The following is a 20,041-nucleotide window of genomic DNA, read 5'->3' on the forward strand; positions in this document are numbered from 1 at the left end:
TGTCCCTACTTTGCGGTGGCCGGCTGCCAGCGCAGCAGGCGGGTGCGGAGCAGCGCGAAAAGCTGGTTGAGCGTGAAGCCCATGACGCCGACGCAGGCGACGCAGACGAGCACGATGTCGGTGCGGGCGGCGACCTGCGCGGCCATCATCTCGGTGCCGAGCCCGGCGCTGGCGCTGAACAGCAGCTCGACGCCGATGGTGGCGATCCACGCGAAGGCGAGCGCCTGCGAGATGCCGGTGAAGATCAGCGGCAGCGCGCTCGGCCAGGCGATCATGCGCAGGGATTGGCTACGGGTGAAGCCGTAGAGGCGCCCGACCTCGGCATAGCGCTGCTCGATCGCCTGCATGCCCTTCTGGGTGTTGAGCACGGTCGGGTAGAAGGCGGAGAGCGAGACCAGCAGCAGCTTGGCGCCGTCGCCGTTGCCGAACCACAGCGCGACCAGCGGCAGCCAGCCGAGGATCGGCACCTGCCGCATGACCGTGATGAGCGGCGATGCGGTGCGGTCGAGCACGCGCGACAGGCCGGTCGCCACGCCCGCGACGATGCCGATGGTGCCGCCGATCAGCAGCGCCGTCAGGGCGCGTTGCAGGCTGGCCCCGGCGTGGAGCGCGAGGCGCCCGTCCGCGAGCATCTCAAGAAAGCTGCGGGCGATCTGTTCGAGCGGGGCGAAGGCGTAGGCGTGGCCCAGCCCCTGCCGCGATTCCCATTCCCACCAGCCCAGCACCAGCGCCGGAAACGCCAGGGCGAGCGCGAACGATGCGAGACGTTTCATGCGGTCCTCCAGCGGGAAAGGTGGCGCTCGACGCGGACCATCGAGTTGTCGAGCAGGAAGCCGATCAGGCCGGTTACGAAGACGCCCGCCAGCACCACGTCGATCTGGAACAGCTGGCGCCCCATCTCCATCATCTGGCCGAGCCCGCTGTCGGCCGCGAGCAGTTCGGCGGCGACCAGCGAGAGCCAGCCGCGCGTCAGGCCGAGGCGCAGGCCGGTCAGGACCTGCGGCACGGTGGCGGGCAGGATGAGGCGCACGAGGAACGGCGCGGTCGGCATGCGGTAAAGGCGCGCGACCTCGCGGTGGCTTTCCGGGATGTCGCGCACGGCATCGTGCGTGGCGAGGGCGGAGGGGAAGAAGCTGGCCATCGCGACGACGACGATCTTGAAGCTGTCCTCGACGTCGAAGAACAGGATCAGCAGCGGGATGAAGGCGATCACCGGCACCTGCCGCACGCAGCTGAACGTCGGCCAGAGCAGCCGGTGGACATTGCGCGAGAGCGCCATCGCCGCGCCGGTGGAGACCCCGATGACGCTGCCGACGAGGAAACCGCTGGCGAGCCGGTAGAGGCTTGCCGAAAGATGCCGCGCCAGTTCGCCGTCGGACGCGAGCGCCAGCAGCGTGGCGCCAACCTGTTCGAGCGGAACCAGCACCTGCCGGGGCCAGATGCCGCTCAGCGCGGCGATTTCCCAGAGGATGAGGATGCCCGCGATCGGCGCGATCCGGATGGCCATGGCGGGCAGGCGGGATGGCGCTGGTCCACGGCTTGGCATTGGCATTGCGGATGACTCCTGTCGCAGTCGTGCTGGTATTTGAGCAAGGTCCGTGCCAGTCGGCGGCGCGGGCCGAGGTCGGGCGGCTGTCCGGGCGCAGCTGGCGAAATCTGCACAGCGGCTGCAGCGATACGGCCAAAGCGTTGCGCAGGGCCGCCTTGTGCAATAGGCGCTGCGCATGAACTGGCTCTACCTGATCGCGGCCATCGGCTTCGAAGTCGTGGCGACTTCGGCGCTCAAGGCGACCGACGGCTTCACTCGCCTGGTGCCCACGGCGCTGACCGTCACGTGTTATATCGCGGCGTTCTTCTGCCTTTCGGTGGCGCTGCGGACGATCCCGATGGGGGTGGCCTATGCGATCTGGTCGGGGATCGGCATCGTCGCGATCTCGATCATCGGCCTGGTGCTCTACCGCCAGACGCTGGACGGGCCGGCGCTCGCCGGGATTGGGCTGATCCTGGCGGGCACGCTGGTCATCAACCTGTTTTCAGGAGCGGCGCCGCACTGATCCTTGCGCGGTCGAAACGCGCCGCCAGCGGCCAGGCGGTCGCGGTGGCGAGGATGCAGGCGACGAGGCCCAGCGGCCCGATCGGTTGATAGCCGCCGAATCCTTGCGCGATGAAGCCCGCGCCCAGCGAGCCGAGCGACTGGAACAGCAGCCACGTGCCGGTGGTCATCACCGCCAGCCTCCCGGTGGCGTCGGCCGAATAGGCAAGGCCGAGCAGCAGCGGATAGGTGATGAACCACGAGACGTTGTAGAGGATCAGCGCCGCGCCGAAGAAGCGCGGATCGGTAACCGTCGTCAGCAGCGCGCAGGCCAGCCCGCAGGCGCCGAGCGCCAGCGCCAATGGCGTGACACGCGGAAGGCGCGCGACCACGGCGACAAGGGCGAGGTTGCCCAGCGCGCTCAGCAGGGTGGCGAGGCTCTGGTAGCGGCCGAAGGCGGTGGCGGGCAGGCCGATGGCATGCGCGGCGCGCTCCATGAACGGCCAGATCGCGAGGCTGCCGAAAGCGAACAACGCCATCGCCACGAGCACGCGCCAGCCATCGGCACCGATCGGCGCGCGGGGCGGGCTAGCCGCCGTCTGGGCGGCAGGAACCACACGGTCTGGCGGTAGCAGCAGGGTACCGATGCCGAGCACGGCGGAGAGGCCGGCGAGCGCCACGAACATGCCTGCGACGCCGTGGCTGACCCCCACGATCGGCAGGCCGATGTTGACGGCGGCGAACAGCACCGTCTGCACCGCGATCCCGGCCGAGATCGCGCGGGCCGGGTGGGCGGTGCGCCCCGCCGCGAGGTTGACCGCGCTGTTCATAAGGCCGAACCCGAAGCCGGTGGCCACACGCCCCGCCAGCAGCGGCAGGTACAGCGCAAACCCGGCCGAGGCCGCCTGCGCCGCGACGACCAGCACGGTCGCGACGATCGCCAGGGTGCGCGCGCTCGTCGCCTGCGCGCGAGGCGCGACGAGGAACATGGCGGCGGCATAGGCGAGCGTCTCGGCCATGCTCCACGCGCCCATCTGGACGGGCGTGAAGCCGTAGCGGTCGATCAGCCCGCCCACGAGGTAGGTGGTGAAGTTGTTGCCGATATGCGCCGCGCCGGTCGCCGCGCCGATAGCGGCGACAGTCAGGGCGAACGACTTGCGCGGCGCATCGCTCATCAGGTCAGAACCTGTAGGCCGCGGAGAGGCCATAAGTGCGGCGCTCGCCCGGGTAGGTGCTCATCGAGCGATTGAAGAACATGCCGAAGGTGTTGGTACGGTAGTACTGGTCGGTTAGGTTCTTCACCCAGGCGGCGACCTCGATCCCGCCATCGGTGCGGTAGGCAAGGCGCGCATCGCCCAGCCACAGGTCGTCCTGCGCGAAGGTGTCGCGCACCAGTTGCCGGATCGCCGGATCGGCGAGGAACGGGGCGGGGTTGTTGTTCGTGGCGTCGGACCAGGTGTGGAAGCGGTAGCGGCTAGTATAGCGCCAGTCGGTGCTGAACGTCAGCGTGCCCGAACCCACCGCGATCTCGTAGCTTCCCGACAGGTTCAGGGTATGCTTCGGAGCACGCTCGAGGGACTGTCCGCTAAGGTCCAGCGGTGCGCCCTGGTTGATCGGGAAGGGCACCGAGGCGTTGGTGAAGCCCTTGTACGTCGAATCCTGGTAACCGTAGCCCGCGCTCAGCGAGAGCCCCGCGAAAGGCCGCGCCGCCGCCTCGATCTCGAAGCCGTTGACGCGCGCCGCCGCGGCGTTCTGGGTACGGGTGCCGACGCTCTGCAGCACGGTCACCTGCATGTCGTCGATATCGTAGTGGAAGGCGGTGGCGTTGAAGGTGACCTTGCGATCGAGCCAGCTGGTCTTGATGCCGGCCTCGTAGGAGGTGAGCGTCTCGGGATCGTAGACGCCGAGGTCGCCGGGGCTGGCGACATAGGTGTTGTACGCGCCCGAGCGGAAGCCGCGCGCCACGCGGGCGAACAGCAGCACGTCGTCGGTCGCCTTGTAGTCCGCCGAGGCGTCCCAGGTGAACTTCTTCCACGAGCGGCTGCCCGGCACCGCATCGAGGTCGTTGCCGAAGCCGTCGTTGTAGATGCCGTTGGCGGTGTCGATGTAGACGTTCTTGGGCACGCTGGCGTCGAAGACGTTGCCGGGCTGGGTCGCATAGTCGTAGGCGACGCCCCCGATCGACTTCTTCTCCCAGGTGTAGCGCCCGCCTGCGGTCAGCTTGAACGCGGGCGTCACTTCGTAGCTGACGCTGGCGAATCCGGCGAGGTTGTCGGTTTTGGTGTCGAAGTCGTAGGCAGCGCCGTCCACCCCGAAGTTGATCGGGCTGTAGAGGCCGAGCTGGCCGAAACTGTTGGTTTTGTCGTGCAGGTAGTAAGCGCCCACGATCCAACCGAAGCGGTTCCCGTCCGGTGATTCCAAGCGCAATTCGTTGGTGAAGGTCTCCGACGACCCGCCGTAGCGCTCGTGGAACTCCGAGATGGGGTTGGCATCGTCGTCCGAGTAGATCAGCGAACTGGACTTCTCGTAGGAGGTGATGTCGATCAGCCTCGCGCCGCCGAGGTCCACGTCGAGCCGCGCGTCGGTTCCGAAGCGGCGGGCGCGGGTGAAATCGGAACCATTGTTGCTGAGCGCCGTCTCGGCATCACGCTCGACATAGCCGTCGAAGTCCGCGCCGCCGGCCAGGAGGCCGACGTGCTGGAGCGGCTGGCGCTGCTTGCTGACGCCGCCATGGACCTTCACCAGCAGCGAGGCGTCGGGCGTGAACTGGTAGCCGAGCTGGCCGCGCAGGTCCCAGATGTCGTAGCCGCCGGCCTTCTTGCCGGTGAAGTCGTTATGATACTGCCCGTCGCGGCTCTTGTAGACGCCGGCGGCGCGGAAGTTCAGCCTGTCCGAGAGCGGCCCGCCGACGCCGGCTTCCAGTTGGACGGTGTTGTCGCTGCCGTAGACCGCGCGGCCCTGCCCGGAGAGCGTGTCGCTCGGCTTGGTGGTGACGTAGTGGATCGCGCCAGCCGTGGTGTTCTTGCCCCACAGCGAGCCCTGGGGTCCGCGCAGCACTTCGACGCGGTCGAGGTCGTAGAGCGGCTCGCTCTGCGCGGAGCCGGCGGAGATGAATACCTCGTCCTCGTAGACGCCGACAGCGGACGTGGCGGTGGGGGTGAAGTCGTTGGTGCCGATGCCGCGCAGGCGGTAGCGCGGCATGGCGGCGCCCATCGCCGATTCCGCCGCCAGGTTGGGCGTCAGGCGCGCGAGGCCGATGCCGTCGCGCACCTGCTTGTCGGCGATGTCCTCGCCGCCGATCGCGGTGATCGACAGCGGCACGTCCTGCAGGTTCGCCGAGCGCTTGGTGGCGGTGACGACGATCTCGCCGCCATGGGAGCCGGCGTCGTCGGCGGCATCTGCGGCGGGCGCCTCGTCCGCCTGCGCGGGCGCGGCCAGCAGCAGTGCGAGTGCGGTGAGGCTGCCGCTCAAGGCGGCGGTTGCCCGGATGGATGGTGTCATGAGTGTTCCCCTGCTTTTTCGTTTATCTCAGGCGCCGCGGACGCGCGGGAAGCGGGCGACCGCCTCCAGCTCTTCGAGGTCCATGTGGCTGCGGATATATTCGCGCGAGGCGTCGCGCGGCGGGTTCCAGTCCCACGACTGGAGTCGCCCGGTGGCGTTGGCGGAGGAAACGACGCGGCGTTGGCGCTGGCTGGCGATGACGTCGCGCTCGATGGCGGCAAGGTCCCAGCGGCGCGCCACTTCGTCCCGGAAAGCGGTGATGCGGTCGGCATGCTCCGGCGCCCGCGCGAGGTTGCGCAGTTCGACCGGGTCGCTCGCGAGGTCGTAGAGCTGGTCGGGGTCGGCGGGCGAGTGGATGAACTTCCACTGCTCTCGGCGGATCATCACGATCGGTGCGATCGCTCCTTCGGCCAGGTACTCGCCCATGACCTCGTCGTGGCCCGGCGCGCCTTCGAGGTGCGGCAGCAGGCTGTGTCCGTCCAGGGGCGCGGCCATGTCGGGTTCAAGGCCGGCAAGGTCGAGCAAGGTGGGGAACAGGTCGAGCAGCGAAACGCTCTCATCCACCGTATTCGGGGCGATCCGGCCGGGCGCGCTGACGATCAGCGGTACGCGGGCGCCGCCCTCGAGGAAGTTCATCTTGTACCACAGGCCCCGCTCGCCGAGCATTTCGCCATGGTCGCTGCACACGACGACGACGGTGTCCCCGGCCAGCCCGGTGTCCTCCAGCGTATCGAGGATCACGCCGATCTGCTCGTCGACGAAGCTGATCGCGCCGTAATAGGCCCGCCGGGCGGCGCGGACCTGCACCTCGGTCACCGGGTCGAGATCGTTGCCGCAGACGTGGCGCAGGCGGCGCGAATGCGGGTCGAGTTCGTCCAGCGGCAGCGACACACGCGGCAGGTCGATCTCCTCATCCTCGTAGAGATCCCAGTACCTACGGGGGATCGCGAAGGGATCGTGCGGATGAGTGAGCGAGGCGACGAGGAAGAACGGGCGCTCGTCGCCGTCGGTCTTGCGGGCGATGTCGAACAGCTTGCGCCGCGTGGTGAAGACCACTTCCTCGTCGAAATCGAGCTGGTTGGTGCGCACCGTGGGCCCGGCGGTAAGCACCGAATCCATCGAATGATACCAGGTCGGCCGCTCGTCGAAGTTCGTCCAGTCGGGGGTCCAGCCGAAGTCGGCGGGGTAGATGTCGGTGGTCAGGCGCTCCTCGAAGCCGTGGAGCTGGTCGGGGCCGACGAAGTGCATCTTGCCCGACAGGATCGTGCGGTAGCCGCCGAGGCGCAGGTGGTGCGCGATCGTCGGCGTGGTCGAGGTGAATTCGCAGGCGTTGTCGTAGGCGCCGATGCGCGAGGGCAGCCGGCCCGAGAGCATCGAGAAGCGCGAGGGCGCACAGAGCGGGCTGTTGCAGTAGGCCGAACGAAACGACACACCGCCGCTCGCCAGCCGCGCCAGGTTGGGCGACTTCACCGGCGATTTGCCGAGGAAAGGCAGCGCGCCGGCTGCGAGCTGGTCGGCCATGATGAGAAGAAAGTTTTGCTTCTTGGTCATCGACTCTAATTGTCTAGCGATTTGGTTGGGATTAGATAGAGAGAAGCCAAGGCGGCCGTGAACCCGCTGTTTGCTTAAGGATGCGATAAGTGGGACTGATCTTTTCCGGGTTCGGGCGGCTGCCCTTGAAAAGCCTCGCGGTGTTCGAGGCGGCGGCGCGCCACGGCAAGTTTTCGGCCGCCGCCGCGGAACTCGCCATGACCCAGGCCGGCGTCAGCCAGCACATAGCCCAGCTCGAGGCCGACCTTGGCGTCTCGCTGTTCGACCGCAAGCATCGCGGCGTCGCGCTCACCTCCGCAGGCACGCATTTCCAGCTCTCGGTGGAGCAGGGGCTGCGTACGCTGTCTGACGGCGTCGCCTCGGTGCGGCGGCTGGGAAGCGAGCGGACGGTCGACATCCTCACCGACTTTGGTTTTGCCGCGTGGTGGCTGATGCCGCGCATCGCCGCGCTGTCCGAATTGATGCCTCAGGTCGAGATACGGCTGGTCACCACCCAGTCCGAGATCGACGCATCCTCGGCCGACTTCGATCTCGGCATCCTGTTCGGGCGCGGCGAATGGACCGGCTGCACCTCGCGCCTGCTGTTCCGCGAGGAAGTCTATCCGGTCTGCTCGCCTGCCTACCTCGCGGGGCGCAGCGCCGCGCCGAGCCTGGATGAGATCGCCCGAATGCGCCTGCTCCATCTGCGCAGCAATGCGCCGCAGCGCTGGTTCGACTGGGACGAATGGTTCGCCGGAATGGGCGCGCAGTCGCCCGGGCGCCATCAGGAACTTGTGTTCAACAACTACCAGATCGTGCTGCAGGCGGTGCTGCTCGGGCAGGGAGTCGGGCTCGGCTGGGCGCCGCTGATCGACGATCTCGTTGCCAGTGGCAGCCTTGTGCGCCTCAGCGAAAAGCCGCTTTTCAGCAAGCGCGGCTATCACATCGTTCGCCCGGTGCGGACGGGCGAAACCGATCCGCTGGCCGACGTCATAGCCACCTGGCTGCTCGGCGAGCATGGCCAGATTGGCGAGGGAGCTCACCTGCAATGACGATCACCGCAACCCGCCTTGCCGTCGCGCCCGTCAGCGGCCGTATCGGCGCCGAGATCACCGGCGTCGCCCTGGGCGGCGACCTCGATCCAGCCACCATAGCCGAAATCCGCGCGGCGCTGCTCGCGCACAAGGTCGTGTTCGTGCGCGAGCAGGAGCATCTCGACGACGCGGCGCAGCAGGCTTTCGCGCAACTGCTCGGAATGCCGGTCGGGCATCCGACCCTGCCGGGAGATGGCGGCGATTTCCTGCTCGAACTGGACTCGCATCGCGGCGGCAAGGCCAACAGCTGGCACACCGACGTGACGTTCGTGCCGGACTATCCCGCGATCTCTGTCCTGCGCGCTGTAGTGGTTCCTCTCGCCGGGGGCGACACGACCTGGGCCAACTGCGTCGCCGCGCACGACCGCCTGCCGCCCTCGCTGCGGGCGCTGGCCGAGACCTTGTGGACGGTCCACAGCAACGATTACGACTACACCGCCAACCAGGAAGCGCCCGACGAGGCGCTCGACGCCTACCAGGCGACGTTCACCTCCACCATCATCGAGACGGAGCATCCGCTCGTGCGTGTCCATCCCGAGACCGGTGAGCGCGCGCTCGTGCTGGGCAGCTTCTTCAAGCGCTTCGTCGGCCACGGCCAGGACGAGAGCCGCCGCCTCTACGACCTGTTCCAGAGCCACGTCACACGGCTGGAGAACACCGTGCGCTGGCGCTGGCGCGCGGGTGACGTGGCGATCTGGGACAACCGCGCGACCCAGCACTACGCGATCGACGATTACGGCGACGCTCACCGGGTCATGCGCCGGGTGACGCTGGCGGGCGACGTCGCGCGCGGGGTGGACGGGCGCGCCAGCCACAGGCTTACCTAGGCGATTGCGCAAATCGGGCCAGCAGGCGCCCTGGCCGGACCATGCGCGGCGCGCTACGGGCGCTATCCCACGCTCAGGCTGCAGGTCCCCATGTTCATCGGGACCGGGGCATCGGACCTCACCCCGTCCGCGCTCAACCAGTTGACCCTGATGAAGGACGCCTGCGCCGCCGGATCGGTGGTCGAGGGTCACGTCTATGCCGGCCTCGGCCACAGCGCCATGGTCAACGCCTCGCTGAGGGATTCCATCCCGTTCGTGAAGAAGGCTTTCGCGGGCGAGGTGATCACGCTGGTGTGCGAGCCTCACCTGCAGTGAGGGATACGCTTTGACGCGGACCCCTGTTGCGAAAGCAGCAGGATCTGCTTCCCGGAGTGCGGCGTCCTCATCAGCGGCGATGCGGCGGCTGGCGGGAAAGGGCGGAATTAGCACCTCTCCCGCGACTGGCACCCTTGTTGCTTGACGGAGCACACCGGCCCTGCGCCACCAGCCAAGGAGTGATCGATGCCAGTCGAATTCGTCGGTGGACTGTTTCCCCGCAACCAGCTCAATCCCTTCGGCGCCTATGGGCAGGCTCCCGACCTGACGTACCTGCGCGACCTTGCCCGCGCGCACGAACATGCCGGTTTCGACCGCGTGCTGATCGCCAACGGCGGCGCGGACCCGATCTTTCTCGCCGCGCACGTCGCAGGTCAGACGGAACGGCTGGGCTTCATGATCGCGCACCGCCCCGGACTGATCGCGCCGACCATCGCCGCGCGTTCGTTCGCCACGCTCGACCACACGACGGGAGGCCGGGTGCGCCTCCACGCCATCACTGGCTTCGCCGCCGAGCCCGAACACGGCGAGACGCTCGTCGACAAGAACGAGCGTTACGCCCGCGCCGACGAGTATCTCGAGATCGTCCGCCGTTCGTGGACTTCGAGCGAACCCTTCGACTTCAAGGGCAAGTACTATGAGGTGAAGGGCGCGTTCCTGCCCACCAAGCCGCTCAGCAAACCGCATGTCCCGGTCTCGGTGGGCGGCTCGTCCGAGGCGGCCTATCATGTCGCGGTCAGGCACTCGGACCTCTACGCGCTCTGGGCCGAACCTCTGGCGGACACTGCGCAGCGGATCGCCAAGCTGCACGCGGTGGCCGCCGAACACGGTGTCGCCGCGCCGCGCGTCAGCCTGTCGGTGCGCCTCATCACCGCCGAGACCGACGACCTTGCATGGGCCAAGGCCCGCCGCATCGTCGAGCAGCTCAAGGCGGGCCGTGCGGCCAGCTTGCGGGGCGGCGACCGGGGCCAGAGCGGGGGCGGGCAGCGCCAGCTCGCCTTCGCCGAGCAGTCCGAGCGGTTCGACCGCGCGCTGTTCCTCGGCACTTCGACCGCGATCGGCGGCGGCACCGATTCGACCTCGCTGGTCGGCACTCCGGACACCGTGGTCGCCGCGCTGCTCGACTACTACGACCTTGGCGTCACGACGTTCCTCAACCGGGGATACGATCCCTATCACGACGCCGTCGATTACGGCCGGTATATCATCCCCGCCGTGCGCGAAGCCGTGCGCCAGCGCGAGGAAGCGGCGGTCAGGCTGCGCGCCTGAACGCCCAGCGGACCGTCAGCAAGGGAGGAGTAATGTCATGAGGACGTTCGCCACCGCTCTGGTCGCAGCGCTGTCGCTTGCCGCGGTCCACGCCCATGCGCAAGACGCGATCCGGGTGACCACCCCGCGCGGCGCGCCGGTCGAGGTGATCATCGACAAGCCGGCGGGGAAGGGCCCGTTTCCCGCCGTCGTCCTGGGTTCGGGATCGGGCTACGACATGCGCAAGCCGATCCTCGCCAGGGCGGCCGGGGCGCTCGTGGCGCAGGGGATCGCGGTTTATCGGATCGACTGGGCCTACCGTGTCGCCGGCACGCCGTTCGCGAAGGAGACGCGCGACAGGAAGGCCCAGGTCGAGGACATGCGTACCGTCCTGCGCCTTGCTCAGAAGGACCCCGACGTCGATCCGGCGCGCATCGCGCTCGCCGGCAAGTCGCTCGGCTCGGTCGTCGCGTGGAAGCTGTTGCGGATGACGCCCGAGGTGAAGGGCGCGATCCTGCTGACGCCGGTCTGCGATCCGAAGGAGGACGCCGAGGCGCCCGCTGGCTTCTATCCCGACATCGCCGCCGAGAGCCGGCCGCGCCTGTGGGTCATGGGCGATGTCGATCCGGTCTGCCCGGTGCCGGTGCTGGAACGCTACGTCGCCGCCGGCGGACGCGGCGACCGGATCGCCATCATCAGCGGCGATCACGGCTACCAGAGCCCGCTCCATCCCGAGCGGGACGCGCGGGCACTGGATCTGGCGCTCGACCTGACCACCGACTTCGCGCTGACGCTGCTGGCGCCGTCCGCCGTGGTCAGGTGAGCGCGTTCAGTCGGTGAGCTTGCCGTGGGAGTCCGCTTCGCCCTTGCGCCAGTAGCCCGCCGCCTTCGACCATTCGCGCGGGTGGCCGCGCTCGATCAGGAGGTGGTCGCGCAGCGCACGCGCGACGGTGGTTTCGGCGGCGATCCAGACGAAGCCCTCGCCCTCGGGCAGGGCGATGTTGCGTACCACCGCGAGCAGGGCGGCGGGATCGTCGGCGTCTTCGGCGGGGCGGTGCGCCCAGATCGCGGTGTGACTGGCGGCGGTTTCGAAGGTCTGCTGATCATCGGCCGAGGCGACCGCGACGACGCTGATGACCTCGACGCCCGCAGGCAGGTCCTCGATGCGGCGGCCGATGGCGGGCAGTGCGGTCTCGTCGCCCACGAGGAGCCACCAATCGAAGGTGGGCGAGACCACGGCGGAGCCGCGCGGGCCCCCGATCTCGATGGTGTCGCCGGGCTGCGCACCGATGGCCCATTGCGTTGCAGGACCGGCCTCGTGGACGGCGAAGTCCAGCGTCAGGCGGCGCGCCTCGCGGTCGTAGGCGCGGGGCGTGTAGTCGCGGCGCTGCTCCTGCCCGGAGCCGTCGGCGGGGAGGAACAGCTTGACGTGGTCGTCGGCGCCGAGGCTGACGAAGTCGGCCAGTTCCTCGCCCTCCAGCACGATGCGGATCATCGCGGGGGTGAGGTACTGCTTATCGGCGACGCTGAGGGCGCGGCGACGGGTTTCGTGGCGGTGGCGGATGATTTCATGCTTCATTTGGGGGCGTTCCTTGGATGTCCGCTCAGGCCGGATCGTAGCGGCTGACTTCGATGCCGGTGCCGACCGGCAGCAGCACGCTGGTGATGCCGGGCTTGGTGCGGACGGCTTCGCCATAGGCGCGCACGCCGTCGCCGCCGGGGCGGATCATGTTGTCGGCGACGATGAGCGCGCCGGGGTTCAGCTTGGGGTAGAAGGCTTCGAGCGAGGGGACGTAGAGGTCCTTCCAAAGGTCGAGCAGGACGAAGTCGATCGGCTCGTCGATCTGCGCGATCAGGTCCAGCGCATTACCGACGCGAAAGTCGATATAGTCGGCGAGGCCGGCCTCTTCCGCCCTGGCACGGGCGTAGGCCGCTTTGTAGTCCTGCAGTTCGAGCGTGATGAGCTTGCCGCCCGAAGCGCGCGCCGCGTCGGCCAGCCAGATGCCCGAATAGCCGTAGGAGGTGCCGATCTCGAGGATCGTCGGAGCCTGCTTGCTGCGAGCGAGGATGTTGATGAGGCGGCCCGTTTCCGGCCCGACCGCGAGCAGCCGTGCATCGCGGTCGTCGGCCGACGAGGGGCGTGGCTGCGCCTGCTCGCTGGCTATGCGCTGATGGTAGTGGTCCAGCACCACCGATACTTTGTCGTCCATGTCGTGTTCTCCGATGGCGGTCCCGCGAGGGGACTCGATGCGCCTGATGGTTCGAGAGTAAGGTCGGTGAAATTCAATTCAAGATATATCTTGTAACGAACTTGTATCAGCTCTTGAGCCAGATGCGATCAAACCGCCATGTCGGGAAGTGCGAATGCTCCGGCTTCACCCCGCCGACGTTGGGGGCAATGGCGTCGAGGGTGTTCTGGAAGCCCCAGATCAGCAACCCGCCGCGTTCGTGCTGGATGCGCTGCGCTTCGTGGACGAGGGGGCTGCGGCGCGCGAGGTCGGGCTGTGCCAGTGCCTCGCGCACGAGGCTATCGAAGCGCGCATCTTTGAAATTGCTGCGGTTGGTCTGGGCGTAGGGTCCGTCGTTGCCCATCGCGGCGGCGAGGAACGGCTGGCCGAGCGTGCCGCCGGTGCTGAACGCAAAGTCGTTGCGCAAGGGACCGTTGTAGGTCGCGGCATCGACCTGCCGGACCTTCACCGTCACGCCCAGCTTCGCCGCCTGTTGCGCGAGCACCAGCGCCGCGCTGGTCCCGGCGGCGTCGGCGGTCAGTTCGACGGTAGGCCCTTCCGCCCCGGCGGCGCGCAGCAGGCTGCGGGCCTGCTCCGGGTCATGACGGCGCTGCGGGATGGCCTTGTCGAACGTCGGGTCGTGCGGGGCGTAGAGGTCGTTGGCGACGCGTCCCTGGCCGCGCAGTACGCGCTGCACGAGGTCGTCGCGGTCGGCGAGGAGGCGGAAGGCCTGGCGCACGCGCACGTCGTCGAACGGCGGCTTGCTGACGTTCATGGCGAAGCCGCGCCACCAGTTGGTCTGCGAAGTAACCAGACGGACGCGCGGGTTGCCCTGCGCCAGCGGCGCCTGCTCGGGTGCGATGGCGTGGGCCATGTCGATCTGCCCGCTCTGCAGTGCCTCGAAGCGCGAGACCTGGTCCTTGAAGTCGATGATCTCCAGCTCGTCCGGCCAGGGGCCTTCGCGGAAGTAGTTGTCGAAGCGAGTGAACAGCGAGCGGCGGCCGGGCTGGAAGTCCTTGATGCGGTAAGGCCCCGCGCCGACCGGGTTGGTGACCGGGTGATAGTCCAGCGGCACGATGCCGCCGAAGTTCACCCAGGTGTCGGGCAGCGGCAGGAAGCCGATGCCGTCTCGAATGGGGATGCGCACGGTGCGCTCGTCGAGCTTCTCCAGCCGGTCGCGGTCGACCAGCGCCACCGTGGCGCCGTTTGGCGAGGCCAGCCTGGGGTCGGTGAGGCGGCGCACCGAATGGACGACGTCGTCCGCCGTGATGGTCTTGCCGTTGTGGAATCCCAGCCCTTGCCGCAGCCGGATCGTCCAGGCCGAGGCGTCGGCGTTAGGCTCGGCGAATTCCGCGAGGGCAAGCTGCGGAAACATGTCGTCGCTCCACTCCCACAGTTTCGCGTAGAGCGCGAAGCCGCGGATCGTGCTCGACATGCCCGAGGGCTTGTGCGCGTCGAGGTTGCCGGCGGCCGCCTCGCCGATCACCCCCAGCCGCAGGCGGCCGCCGCGCCGGGGCCTGCCATCGTCCGTGCCGGGCGCGGTGTCGGGGCGCGAGCACCCGGACATGCCGCCCCCGAACAAGGCCCCCGCGCCCGCCGCGCCGGCAAGGCCGAGGAAGTCGCGGCGAGGTAGGATCAGGCTCATCGTCCAGGCTCCATCAGAAGTTGTAGCCGATCTGCGCCACGATCGACCGGCCGCGCGTGGGCTGGAGGAAGGTGTTGGTCGATCCGGCGAGGCCGCTGACGAAGTTGCGCTGGTCGGTCAGGTTCTGCACCTGGATCGCCACGTTCCACACCGGCTGGCGGTAGAACACGCCGAGGTCGAGGTTATAGCTGGTGGGGATGCGCACCGTCTTGCTGAGGTTGAGATACCAGGGGCTCGTCAGCCACCCCGAAAGTTCGGCGCCGAAGCCGGAAGAATGGCGCCAGTCGACGTAGCCGCTGAGGTTGTACTTGGGGATCTGCACCGCGTCGAAGCGGCCCGCCGGCAGCTGGTTCAGCACGTTGTTGTCGCTGAACACCGTCCCGTTGTCGGGAATGAAGCCGCGCGGCGCGAAGCCGACCTGCGACGTATATTCGTTATAGGCCGACAGGTAGTTGAAGTTGAGGCCGGTGCGGATCGCCTCGTCCGGCTGGTAGCGCAGGGTCGCCTCGATGCCCTTCACCTTGAGGCGGGCGATGTTGTTGAACTGGTCCGGGCTCTGGTCACGCGCCTGCTTGAAGCCGGCGAGGGTGAGGAACAGCTGGCCGGCGATCGGCTCGGCCTTGATGCCCACCTCGTAGAGTTCGCTGAGGCTCTTGAACTGGAGCGGGTTGAGCAGGTTCGCCGCCGTCCCGCTGCCCCAGCTGAGGCCGTTGGCGAAGCCGCCGGTGTTGATCGCGATCGAACGGTCGTAGGTGAAGTAGATCGTCGAGTTCGCGGTCGGCTTCAGGTAGGGGCTGACCTGGACCGAATAGAGCTTGTAGTCGCCGTCGTCCTTGCGCTCGCTGGCACCCGGCAGGGGGAAGGGGTTCTTGATCGAGGCGTCCACCCAGCTCCGGCTCGCGCCCGCGTTGAGCCCGGCGAAGTCGCCGAACTTCAGGTTGTGCTGGGTGAAGACCGTCGTGGTGCTCCACTTCGACTGCGAAGTGTAGGACGCGACCGATTCCGCGTAGAGCCCGTTGCCCGCGTAGTACATCGGCGGCAGGCTCAGCCAGCCGAGCGAATCCGAGAACTGCGGCACGCCCGCTGTCCCGATCCATGCCGCGTTGCCACCGTTGGGGTTCGATCCGGTGAGGCCGAGCAGGTCGCCGGGGTTCTTGGTCGAGGGATCGAGCGTCAGGTCGTAGGCGTAGATGTTGGTGCCGAAGCTGTTGTTCGCGGCGATCGAGCGGTTGGTCTCGCGCCGGTAGATCACCCCGGTGTTGCTGTCGTCGATGATGCCGCCGCCGAATTCGAACTGGTGGCGCAGCTCGAGCCGGTTGTCGAAGATGCGGTCGCGCGATTGCACCTGGAACGAGCCCACCGCGTCGGTGGTGTCGTTCGAGCGCTGGTAGAACGTGCTGTTCACCAGGGTGGTATGCTCGCCGATGTCGTAGGCGAGGCGCAGCTGGGCAGTGAGGCGATCGGCGGTGTTCTTGTCCTCGGCGCGCTGCGAGGCCTGGCGCGAGAGCTTGACGAGGTCGTTGCCGGCGAGCGTGGGATCGTAGACCCAGCCGCGCACTGTGCCGGGCCGGGTCTGGGTGTTGGGCGAGGCGGACTGGAACGTGCCGGGCACCACCACGTACTGGCCGGCGGAATTGCGCGCGCGCTGCACCCAGCCGGTCGTCGCGGAATCGGCCGCGCCCGAGGCGAACACCGGCGACCAGTAGGTCGCGCCGTTCTGGATGATCGGAGTGGCGCGGCCGGCGGCATAGAGGCCGTCGTCGACCAGGTCCTGCGTCGCGCGGTTCCAGCCGTGGGTGACGTTCCAGTCATAGTAGTCGTCGTAGGCGAAGTTGAGGTCGGCGCGGAAGTTGCTCGTGGGCTTCCAGGCCAGCGCCCCGTAGAAGGCGTAGTAGTTGTTCTTGACGTTGTCGTAGTAGTCGTCCTGCTTCTGCACCGTCACGCTGGCGCGATAGGCCAGCGTGTCGCTCAGCGGCCCGGTGTCGTCGCCGGTGATGGTGAAGCCGAGCTTGGAATCGCCGTCCGGGATCAGCGTGCCGATGCGCGTCGTCAGGCTGGAGCGGCGCTGCTCGAAATCGGGCTTCTTGGTCAGGTAGTTGATGTAGCCGCCGCTGCCGGTCACCGATCCGAATATCACCGAGGACGGCCCCGCGACGATGTCCGCGCCCTCGTAGGCGTTGAAGTTGGCCGGGTGGCGCACCGCATAGCCGCGCTGGCCGTCCTGGAAGATCTCCGAGCCCTGCCCGCGTAGCTGCGGGGCGATGCCCGCGTTCTGGCCGCCGCCGCGCGTGATGCCCGGCGTGTACTTGGCGAGGTCGTCCGAGTTGAGGATGATGTCCTTGGTCAGCTGCTCGGCATTGATCTGGGTGACCGAGCGCGGCGTGTTCAGGATGCTCTCGCCGGTTCCGTAGATCGAGGTCGGGGCGCGGGTCGGCAGCACCGAGGTCGCCTGGTTGATGCGCTCGCCGTTCACGGTGATGGAACCGGTGGTGCCGTCCTGTTCGTCGGCCTCCGCGCTGGGGGCGGCGGCATCCTCCGCCCAGGCGACGCCCGAGAAGGCGAAGCCGAGGATGCTGATGCCGAGAAAGTACTTGGTGACGCCCATGGAATGCTCCTGCCTGAACCCGACGATGCGGCGTTTCTTCCAAGGTGGAGTCGATGCCCGATGCAGACCCTCCGCATCGTCGCCCCCCCTTGCAGGCTTGTAAGCAAAGCACGTGCCAGAGGTATTTATCGTTTTATTTCAACATAGTTTTGTTCGTGCGCTGGTGGAAAGCCAGCACCGATGCTGCGCTTTGAGCAGCCCTCGATCCTCTCTGTTCGAAGGAACGGGGGCCGCCCGGGCAGCGGCTGGTGGACGAGTTGCCTCCCCCTCCATCGGTCGCTTCGCAACCGCCACCTCCCCATGGCTTCGCAACAGGGAGGATTGGCTGGGTGAATTTGAAACAGCCCGGACCGACGACCTTCGCGAATCACTCTGATAAATCAGCACAAGTCTCGCTGGCCCAAGTCTTGCTTCCAAGCCTTCGACGGAACCTGCTGCGCTTCAAACGCAGCACGACAGCGAACTGGAGCGAACATGGCAGTCAAGCTTCTATGGTATCTCACCGCGCCCGACGGCGTGGTCCCCTGGGAGGAGAGCGGACGGTGGGACACCGGTTTCGACCACCTCCAACAGCTTGCCGCGACGATCGACAAGCTGGGTTTCTACGGTGCCCTGCTGGCGACCGGCTACGGCGGCAACGACGTGCTGACGGTGGCGGCGGCGACGCTGTCGGTGACGCGGCGGATGACGTTCCTGGGCGCGGTTCATCCGGGCCTGCTGTCGCCCGCCAAGCTGGCGCAGATCGCGCTGACCATCAACGAGTTCTCCGGCGGGCGGTTGGCGCTCAACGCGGTGAACGGCAACGACGCGACGCAGGCAGCCTATGGCATGTACCTGAAGCACGACGAGCGCTACGACTTCAGCCTCGAATACTGGCGCGCGTTCAAGCACGCCTACTCGGGCGCCCCGGAAGGGTTCCACGGCAAGTACATCCAGCTGACCCCGCCGCCCGCACGCGGCTATCGTCCGGCGCACGAGGGGGCGGAGCGCGATCCCGTGGCGCTGTGGGGCGCGGGCACGTCGCCGCCGGGCGTGGCCCATTCGGTGCAGCTGCTCGACACCTACCTGAGTTTCGCCGACACCCCGCCGAAGCTGGGTGACAAGTTCCGCCGGGTCGGCGCGGAAGCGGCGAAGCTGGGCCGCACGCTCGACTACGGCACCCGCCTGCAGATCATCGTGCGCGAGACCGAGGATGAGGCCTGGGACTACGCGCAGTGGCTGATCGACCAGACCTCGCTCGATTACGCCTACCAGGGGCTCAAGCGCTTCCTGCCGCCGGGTGAGACGCTTGAGACCTACCGCAGCCCCGACCCGCAGGTGAACCGCAACCTCGACACCCTGCGCGCCGGGCGCTGGCCGAAGGCGCGCGACTTCGAGATCTATCCGAACATCTGGACCGGCCCGGCACTGCACGGCTTCGGCATCCTCGGCCCCGGCGCGGGCACCACGCTGGTCGGCAGCGCGGAGAACGTCGCCGCGCGCATCCGCGAGTTCGAGGCGCAGGGAGCGACCTCGTTCATCCTCTCGGGCTGGCCGCTGATCGAGGAGGCGCACCGCGTGGCGCACCTGCTGTTCCCGCTGCTCGACCTCGACCACGGTTTCGAGGTGCCCCTGCTCAATGCCCGCCGTTCGCGGCCGCTACTGTCGGTCGCCTGAGGAGATTTTGCGAATGACCACCACCCTTGCCCCAGACGCGCTCGACCAGATCTTCGGGCAGGCGCGCAGCAACCACCGCTTCGACGACCGTGCGGTGGACGATGCGACGCTGCGCGATCTTTACGAGTTGACCAAGCTCGCGCCCACCGGCTTCAACGCCCAGCCTGCGCGCTACGTCTTCGTGCGGAGCGCCGAGGCCAAGGCGCGGCTGGCGCCGGCACTGTCCAGCAGCAACCGCGAGAAGACGCTGGCCGCGCCGCTCAACGCCATCGTCGCGTGGGACAGCCGCTTCTTCGAGCACTTGCCGGACCTGCTGCCGGGGCGCGACGTGGCCGCCTACTTCGTGGAGGACGAGCGCATCCGCGCGGCGGGCACGTTCAACGCGGCGCTGCAGGCGGCATTCCTGATCGTCGCGGCGCGCTCGCTGGGCCTCGACGTGGGGCCGATGACGGGCTTCAACGCCGAGGCGCTCGACGCCGCGTTCTTCCCCGACGGCCGGTTGCGCTCGCTGCTGGTGCTGAACTTGGGCTACGGCGACCGCAGCGAGTTGCGCGGACGCGGGCCAAGGCTGGCGTTCGAGGATGCGGTGAGCGTTCTGTAGCGATCTGGCAGGAAGCGCCGCTGCGGTCGCACACGGCGGCACTTCCTGCCGGCACCGGCCGTTGCCCCTCAGGCCGGTGCGAACTCGCGCGCGAACGAGCGCCCCTTTTCAAGTAGCCCAGTGCGCTTCCACTGCAGGTCGAGCGCACCTTCGGTGTAGACCTGCGCTCCGCCGATCTGCGCGGCGATGGCCTGGAGGCGAGCGGATTCCTCGATCAGCAGGATCAGCTGCGCGGTTTCGACGATGCCCTTGCCCCAGAAGTTGGCGCCGCCGTTGCTCTCCAGCAGGCCGGGCGGCGGGGCGAGGTCGGGGTAGGTGTCGAGCCGCGCGCGGATCGTCTCCAGCACGCTGACCCGCCTTTCGAGGTGGTTGGGAATTTCGCGTGCGAGCAGGTGGCGCTGCGCCGCGACGTAGAGGATCGGGAACGGCTTGTGCGCCAGCGACCACGCCGCGAGGTGCGGAGTATGCGCATGGATCAGCGTGTCCGCGCCGAGCCGCTCCTCGTTGAGCACCGATTCCTTGTGATCGGAGAAGCGCGAGGCGGTGACCGTCACCTCCGTGCCGCGCGACCACGGCGAGGGGAAGCGCACCGAGAGCAGCACGTCGCGGCCCGGCACGCGGTGTGCGATGTTGAAGATGAGGCTGGCGGTCAGCGTCCCGCTTTCCTTGAGGAAAGTGAAGGCGTGGGTCGCATCGCCCTTCACTTGCGCGATGGTTTCCGCCAGTTCGAGGTCGGTCGTATCGGTCATGGCCGGCTTC

At 68.0% G+C, this 20,041-nt stretch carries 18 protein-coding genes; 8 read left to right on the plus strand and 10 right to left on the minus strand.

The genetic code is table 11. From position 1 onward, the window contains the following. Positions 1–5: 5 nt before the first annotated feature. Positions 6–773: an ABC transporter permease gene (locus tag PMI02_RS11480; protein ID WP_007682730.1), complete on the minus strand. Its 768-nt coding sequence runs from the start codon at positions 771–773 to the stop codon at positions 6–8. Further along, positions 770–1,507 (minus strand): ABC transporter permease, encoded by a 738-nt coding sequence (locus tag PMI02_RS11485; RefSeq protein ID WP_238539058.1) that lies wholly within the window; start codon positions 1,505–1,507, stop codon positions 770–772. Before PMI02_RS11485 ends, PMI02_RS11480 begins: the two co-directional genes overlap by 4 nt. 217 nt (positions 1,508–1,724) lie before the next feature. Here PMI02_RS11485 and PMI02_RS11490 point away from each other — a divergent pair, with 217 nt between their 5' ends. Next, entirely contained in the window at positions 1,725–2,054 is a 330-nt protein-coding gene (locus PMI02_RS11490) for a multidrug efflux SMR transporter (RefSeq protein WP_007682733.1), read from the plus strand. Here the strand turns inward: PMI02_RS11490 and PMI02_RS11495 are convergent. Genes PMI02_RS11495 through betC form a run of 3 tightly spaced genes read right to left on the minus strand, consistent with a single transcriptional unit; the run spans position 2,023 to position 7,084 of the window. Next, positions 2,023–3,207 carry an MFS transporter gene (locus tag PMI02_RS11495; protein WP_007682734.1) on the minus strand — a complete coding sequence of 395 codons (1,185 nt, stop codon included), beginning with the start codon at positions 3,205–3,207 and terminating at the stop codon, positions 2,023–2,025. The genes PMI02_RS11490 and PMI02_RS11495 overlap by 32 nt on opposite strands. Before the next feature lie 4 nt (positions 3,208–3,211). Beyond that, on the minus strand, positions 3,212–5,533 hold the full coding sequence (locus PMI02_RS11500; protein ID WP_007682735.1) for a TonB-dependent receptor: 2,322 nt from the start codon (positions 5,531–5,533) through the stop codon (positions 3,212–3,214). A 27-nt stretch (positions 5,534–5,560) separates the two neighbouring features. After that, on the minus strand, positions 5,561–7,084 hold the full coding sequence (gene betC, locus PMI02_RS11505; RefSeq protein WP_007682736.1) for a choline-sulfatase: 1,524 nt from the start codon (positions 7,082–7,084) through the stop codon (positions 5,561–5,563). Positions 7,085–7,173: 89 nt separating this feature from the next. Between betC and PMI02_RS11510 the strand changes: the two genes are divergently transcribed. From PMI02_RS11510 to PMI02_RS11530, 5 genes are all read left to right on the plus strand, one after another. Beyond that, the gene (locus PMI02_RS11510) at positions 7,174–8,115 is read left to right on the plus strand and encodes a LysR substrate-binding domain-containing protein (protein WP_007682737.1); all 942 of its coding nucleotides are present in this window, start codon (positions 7,174–7,176) and stop codon (positions 8,113–8,115) included. Continuing rightward, entirely contained in the window at positions 8,112–8,984 is an 873-nt protein-coding gene (locus tag PMI02_RS11515; protein ID WP_007682738.1) for a TauD/TfdA family dioxygenase, read from the plus strand. The genes PMI02_RS11510 and PMI02_RS11515 overlap by 4 nt, the downstream gene beginning before the upstream one ends. Positions 8,985–9,074: 90 nt before the next feature. Continuing rightward, positions 9,075–9,299: a hypothetical protein gene (locus PMI02_RS11520; RefSeq protein ID WP_007682739.1), complete on the plus strand. Its 225-nt coding sequence runs from the start codon at positions 9,075–9,077 to the stop codon at positions 9,297–9,299. A gap of 186 nt (positions 9,300–9,485) precedes the next feature. Then, positions 9,486–10,568 (plus strand): LLM class flavin-dependent oxidoreductase, encoded by a 1,083-nt coding sequence (locus tag PMI02_RS11525; protein ID WP_007682740.1) that lies wholly within the window; start codon positions 9,486–9,488, stop codon positions 10,566–10,568. Between the two features lie 37 nt (positions 10,569–10,605). Continuing rightward, positions 10,606–11,370, plus strand: a complete 765-nt coding sequence (locus tag PMI02_RS11530; RefSeq protein ID WP_007682742.1) for a dienelactone hydrolase family protein — start codon at positions 10,606–10,608, stop codon at positions 11,368–11,370. Positions 11,371–11,376: 6 nt separating this feature from the next. Here the strand turns inward: PMI02_RS11530 and PMI02_RS11535 are convergent, their stop codons facing one another. The 4 genes from PMI02_RS11535 to PMI02_RS11550 form a co-directional block, all read right to left on the minus strand. Further along, a complete protein-coding gene (locus PMI02_RS11535; RefSeq protein WP_007682744.1) occupies positions 11,377–12,126 on the minus strand; it encodes a siderophore-interacting protein in 750 nt (249 codons plus the stop codon). Positions 12,127–12,151: 25 nt separating this feature from the next. Then, positions 12,152–12,757, minus strand: a complete 606-nt coding sequence (locus tag PMI02_RS11540) for an O-methyltransferase (RefSeq protein WP_007682746.1) — start codon at positions 12,755–12,757, stop codon at positions 12,152–12,154. A gap of 106 nt (positions 12,758–12,863) precedes the next feature. Further along, complete coding sequence (locus tag PMI02_RS11545) at positions 12,864–14,420, minus strand: ABC transporter substrate-binding protein (RefSeq protein WP_007682748.1); 1,557 nt, start codon at positions 14,418–14,420, stop codon at positions 12,864–12,866. Between the two features lie 13 nt (positions 14,421–14,433). Beyond that, positions 14,434–17,025: a TonB-dependent siderophore receptor gene (locus tag PMI02_RS11550; RefSeq protein ID WP_007682750.1), complete on the minus strand. Its 2,592-nt coding sequence runs from the start codon at positions 17,023–17,025 to the stop codon at positions 14,434–14,436. Positions 17,026–17,499: 474 nt separating this feature from the next. On the opposite strand from PMI02_RS11550, the gene PMI02_RS11555 reads away from it, so the two are divergent. Together PMI02_RS11555 and PMI02_RS11560 are read left to right on the plus strand one after the other, a co-directional pair. Then, complete coding sequence (locus PMI02_RS11555) at positions 17,500–18,681, plus strand: LLM class flavin-dependent oxidoreductase (RefSeq protein ID WP_007682753.1); 1,182 nt, start codon at positions 17,500–17,502, stop codon at positions 18,679–18,681. A gap of 13 nt (positions 18,682–18,694) precedes the next feature. After that, the gene (locus PMI02_RS11560) at positions 18,695–19,282 is read left to right on the plus strand and encodes a malonic semialdehyde reductase (protein ID WP_007682755.1); all 588 of its coding nucleotides are present in this window, start codon (positions 18,695–18,697) and stop codon (positions 19,280–19,282) included. Between the two features lie 68 nt (positions 19,283–19,350). Here PMI02_RS11560 and PMI02_RS11565 read toward each other — a convergent pair whose 3' ends face one another. Next, the gene (locus PMI02_RS11565; protein ID WP_007682756.1) at positions 19,351–20,031 is read right to left on the minus strand and encodes a class II aldolase/adducin family protein; all 681 of its coding nucleotides are present in this window, start codon (positions 20,029–20,031) and stop codon (positions 19,351–19,353) included. Positions 20,032–20,041 lie beyond the last annotated feature (10 nt).

Source organism: Novosphingobium sp. AP12 (genome assembly GCF_000281975.1).
In the GTDB taxonomy this organism is placed as follows: domain Bacteria; phylum Pseudomonadota; class Alphaproteobacteria; order Sphingomonadales; family Sphingomonadaceae; genus Novosphingobium.

What these genes read in the sequence shown, in the direction of transcription:
- PMI02_RS11480 (WP_007682730.1), bottom strand. Translation starts at nt 773, where the DNA reads ATGAAACGTCTCGCATCGTTCGCGCTCGCCCTGGCGTTTCCGGCGCTG.
- PMI02_RS11485 (WP_238539058.1), bottom strand. Translation starts at nt 1,507, where the DNA reads ATGGCCATCCGGATCGCGCCGATCGCGGGCATCCTCATCCTCTGGGAA.
- PMI02_RS11490 (WP_007682733.1), top strand. Translation starts at nt 1,725, where the DNA reads ATGAACTGGCTCTACCTGATCGCGGCCATCGGCTTCGAAGTCGTGGCG.
- PMI02_RS11495 (WP_007682734.1), bottom strand. Translation starts at nt 3,207, where the DNA reads ATGAGCGATGCGCCGCGCAAGTCGTTCGCCCTGACTGTCGCCGCTATC.
- PMI02_RS11500 (WP_007682735.1), bottom strand. Translation starts at nt 5,533, where the DNA reads ATGACACCATCCATCCGGGCAACCGCCGCCTTGAGCGGCAGCCTCACC.
- betC (WP_007682736.1), bottom strand. Translation starts at nt 7,084, where the DNA reads ATGACCAAGAAGCAAAACTTTCTTCTCATCATGGCCGACCAGCTCGCA.
- PMI02_RS11515 (WP_007682738.1), top strand. Translation starts at nt 8,112, where the DNA reads ATGACGATCACCGCAACCCGCCTTGCCGTCGCGCCCGTCAGCGGCCGT.
- PMI02_RS11520 (WP_007682739.1), top strand. Translation starts at nt 9,075, where the DNA reads ATGTTCATCGGGACCGGGGCATCGGACCTCACCCCGTCCGCGCTCAAC.
- PMI02_RS11525 (WP_007682740.1), top strand. Translation starts at nt 9,486, where the DNA reads ATGCCAGTCGAATTCGTCGGTGGACTGTTTCCCCGCAACCAGCTCAAT.
- PMI02_RS11530 (WP_007682742.1), top strand. Translation starts at nt 10,606, where the DNA reads ATGAGGACGTTCGCCACCGCTCTGGTCGCAGCGCTGTCGCTTGCCGCG.
- PMI02_RS11535 (WP_007682744.1), bottom strand. Translation starts at nt 12,126, where the DNA reads ATGAAGCATGAAATCATCCGCCACCGCCACGAAACCCGTCGCCGCGCC.
- PMI02_RS11540 (WP_007682746.1), bottom strand. Translation starts at nt 12,757, where the DNA reads ATGGACGACAAAGTATCGGTGGTGCTGGACCACTACCATCAGCGCATA.
- PMI02_RS11545 (WP_007682748.1), bottom strand. Translation starts at nt 14,420, where the DNA reads ATGAGCCTGATCCTACCTCGCCGCGACTTCCTCGGCCTTGCCGGCGCG.
- PMI02_RS11550 (WP_007682750.1), bottom strand. Translation starts at nt 17,025, where the DNA reads ATGGGCGTCACCAAGTACTTTCTCGGCATCAGCATCCTCGGCTTCGCC.
- PMI02_RS11555 (WP_007682753.1), top strand. Translation starts at nt 17,500, where the DNA reads ATGGCAGTCAAGCTTCTATGGTATCTCACCGCGCCCGACGGCGTGGTC.
- PMI02_RS11560 (WP_007682755.1), top strand. Translation starts at nt 18,695, where the DNA reads ATGACCACCACCCTTGCCCCAGACGCGCTCGACCAGATCTTCGGGCAG.
- PMI02_RS11565 (WP_007682756.1), bottom strand. Translation starts at nt 20,031, where the DNA reads ATGACCGATACGACCGACCTCGAACTGGCGGAAACCATCGCGCAAGTG.